This window comes from Arthrobacter sp. H14 (genome assembly GCF_000520495.1).
Classification (GTDB): Bacteria; Actinomycetota; Actinomycetes; order Actinomycetales; family Micrococcaceae; genus Arthrobacter_C.
The window spans coordinates 4810-6815 of record NZ_KI914710.1 but is presented as its reverse complement, the minus strand read 5'-3'; the positions used below and the strand labels follow the sequence as shown (position 1 = coordinate 6815).

Annotated in this window: 1 protein-coding gene; it reads right to left on the bottom strand. The window is 64.4% G+C overall.

The features are described from left to right. Positions 1-20 precede the first annotated feature (20 nt). Positions 21-1109, bottom strand: a complete 1089-nt coding sequence (locus Y707_RS0122060; RefSeq protein ID WP_253905307.1) for a GmrSD restriction endonuclease domain-containing protein — start codon at positions 1107-1109, stop codon at positions 21-23. Positions 1110-2006: the final 897 nt, after the last annotated feature.

Here is a 2006-nt window from a genome sequence, read left to right as displayed (position 1 = left end):
AACGTCGTCATATAGCACCCTTAGAGGGTGTGACTACAGATAACGCCGTCACCGTCAAACTTCGTGTCCCATCCCGGGTCTCCGACACTGATCGGGTCGGTGTCTGCCTCTCGGACGGCCGTGCAGTTCTCGTAGTAGACATTCCCCGGAGTTTCCGGTGGCCCGTCCGTTGCGGGTGCCGGCGATTCTGTTTCGGGGGCCGGTGTAGCGGCTATGGGCACCTCCACTCCCCCATCGTCCGGGACCGGTTGATTGGGGCATTTGGTGGTAAGGATCCCGGCGATAGCGTCGTGTTCGGCCTGTGTCATCCACAGCCCGTATTTAGCTTTGACTGCCGTTTGCAGGGCAACGTATTCGCAGCGGAATGCTTTGTTCGGCGGCAGCCAGGTCGCTGCGTCTGAGTCGCCTTTGGAGGCGTTGGTGGGCCCGTCGACGGCCAGCAGGTTCAACGGGTCATTAGCGAAGACTTCGCGCTGATTCTCCCCCAATTGCTGGGCACCTTTCTGCCAGGCATCCGAGAGGGCGACAACATGGTCAATCTGCACATCGGTGCTGGTGGTGTCGCCGCGGACGAAGCGGATCGTGGTGGCCGTGAACGGGTCGGCCAGGGTCCCGGTCAACACGATGCAGTCCTGGGTGCCTGGCTCGAAGGTTTCGCCGGTGAGGTCGCGCTTGAGGATGTCGTTGCGCCCGTCGCAGCCGTTGTGGTCGGGGTCCATCCATCCGTACCCGAACCGGTCGCGGTCGTAACCGGTTTTCGGCGCCCTGCCCTTGATGGGAATGGTTTCCAATTGGGCCAGGGCGGTGCCGGCCGATGCAGTCTCTTCCGCCGGCTGCGTCGGAGTCGAACTGGGCGGCGGTGCCGTCGTGGTGGTTTCGGGCGCGGGTGCCGGGCTCGTCTCCGGTGCGGAACCGGTGGCAACTGTTTCGGCTTCAGCCACACTGCCGGCCGTGGCAGGGTCTTCGGCCGGTGCCGGTACCGAGCAGCCGGAGAGTGCAATGGCGAAGCTGGCGACCAGGGCGGGCAGTGCCTGCTTCCGCCCGGTGACACGCGTTCGCCACGATGGACGTTTTTGGCAGCTGTGTGCAGAAAGGTGCGAATGGTCCACGATGATCCCCCGGTCTCGGTGATGGCCTCCGGTGAAACGCGTTCGCCGCGATGAACGTTTTCCGGTGCTGCGTGCGGAAAGGTGCGAATGGTCCACGATGATCCCCCGGTCTCGGTGATGGCCTCCACGATGCAGTCCTGGGTGCCTGGCTCGAAGGTTTCGCCGGTGAGGTCGCGCTTGAGGATGTCGTTGCGCCCGTCGCAGCCGTTGTGGTCGGGGTCCATCCATCCGTACCCGAACCGGTCGCGGTCGTAACCGGTTTTCGGCGCCCTGCCCTTGATGGGAATGGTTTCCAATTGGGCCAGGGCGGTGCCGGCGGAAGCGGCTTCTTCCCTGCCGTCCCTGGTGGCCGATGACTGCGATGGCGGAGATGTTTCGGCATGCGGGGTTTTCGTGCCCTGGTTTGTCTGCCGGGTCTGTTGACTCTGTTCTGCTGTGGCGGCCGGCGAGCTCACCGGGGCAGCGGGGACCTGCCCGGCCGTCGGTGCGCCGCAGCCGGCGGCGCCTGCGCTAATCAGGCCGCCGGCGATCAGTCCGAGGATACGGGTGCGGGCTTTGTTCATTAGTTCCCTTGGATGTGCAGCTGAGGTGGAAAATCACTTTGATCCGGACCATCGTGTGCTCTGCCGGGGTGTCCGGATCATCCTATGCGCCGGTTGAACGTCAGGACAGGCAGTGCCGGCAAAAAGCGAAACAACGCCCTGGGCACAGCCCGTATCACCCCCGAGTGGCGGGCGTGGTGAGCCGGTCCGCCGGGCCGGGGATTTTACGGGCTACGGGTGCAGATCGTAAGGATCCTGCCAGGTGCTCTCTTCACGGCGGATACGCCGTACCTGTGCGGGGTTCGACCCAAACGTTGTGGCGGGCCCCTTCCGTGTCGACCCACTGGACGAGGAC